The following is a 1,303-nucleotide window of genomic DNA, read 5'->3' as shown; positions in this document are numbered from 1 at the left end:
GACCGCACGCGGGCGGGGCTCGGCCCGCTCGCGGTGCTGGGGTTCGTCGTGGCGGTGGCGGGGGCGCTGGCGTTGGCGCGGTTCGGGGAGGCGCCGGGGCCCGAGGGTGACGGCCCGGCCGCTGCCCGGGAAGGCGCGGGCACCGCGTCCGCGGGCTGACCCCCGTGGGGGGGGGCGCGCTTCGCGCACCGCACCCGCGAGCGGGTCACGGCAGTGCCCGGCACAGGGCCTCCAGGGCGGTCGGCCAGGTGCTGTCGGGCGGGGTGCCGTAGCCGACGACGAGCGCCTCCAGCGGTTCGGTGACGGCCAGTCGGTGCCGGTAGAAGGCGAGGCCGTGCAGCGCGAGTCCCTGCCAGTGGGCGGCCTGCACGACCGTCTGCTCGGTGCCGGGCGGCAGTCGCAGCACCGCGTGCAGCCCGGCCGCGATCCCGGTGACCGTCACCTCCGGCGCCCGGTCGGCCACGGCGGCGGCCAGCTGGTCCCGGCGGCGCCGGTAGCGCTGCCGGGCGGCCCGCACATGACGGTCGTACGCGCCCGAGGCGATGAACTCGGCCAGCGTGAGCTGGTCCAGCACCCCGACGCTGTCGCTGTGTCCCTTGGCCTCCGTCAGCTCCGCCAGCAGCGCCGGGGGTACCACCATCCAGCCCAGGCGGAGTCCGGGGGCGAGGGACTTGCTGGCGGTGCCGAGGTAGACCACGTGGTCGGGGTCGAGGCCCTGGAGAGCGCCGACGGGCTGGCGGTCGTAGCGGAACTCGCCGTCGTAGTCGTCCTCCAGGATCAGCCCGCCGGTCCGCCGCGCCCAGTCGACGACGGCCGCCCGCCGGTCCGGGTGCAGCGGGGTGCCCATGGGGAACTGGTGGCAGGGGTGAGGAGTACGGCGCCCTCTGCGCCCAGTCCCCGTGTGTCGGTGCCGAGTTCGCCGTACGGCAGCGCGGTGGTCGTCAGGCCCGCTCCGGCGAGCAGGTCGCGGTGCACGTAGAGGCCGTACGACTCGACGGCGACCGTGCGGGCGCCCCGGCCGCGCAGCACGGCGCCGAGGAGGCACAGGGCGTGCGAGAAACCTGCCGTGATCAGCACCGAGTCGGGGCCGGTGCGGACGCCCCGGACGCGGGCGAGGTATCCGGCGACGGCGGTGCGCAGTTCGGGGCGCCCGCGCGGATCGCCGTAGCCGAGCGCGTCGTTGGGGGCGCGGGTCAAGGCGCGGCGGGCGGCCCTCAGCCACTCGGTGCGGGGGAAGGCGGCGAGGTCGGGGGTGCCGGGGACCAGGCTGAGCGCGGGGCGGCCCGGCGTGCGGCGCCGGACC

The 1,303-nt window shown here is 77.5% G+C and carries 1 pseudogene; it reads right to left on the bottom strand.

Going from position 1 to position 1,303, the window contains the following annotated elements:
* Positions 1 to 205: 205 nt before the first annotated feature.
* A pseudogene (locus GT030_RS36190) lies at positions 206 to 1,303 on the bottom strand (PLP-dependent aminotransferase family protein); the annotation flags it as partial.

The organism is Streptomyces sp. SID1328 (genome assembly GCF_009865595.1).
GTDB classification, from domain to species: Bacteria; Actinomycetota; Actinomycetes; order Streptomycetales; family Streptomycetaceae; genus Streptomyces; species Streptomyces griseoluteus.
Note: the sequence above shows the minus strand (reverse complement) of the source record. Positions and strands in the feature narration are given on the sequence as shown.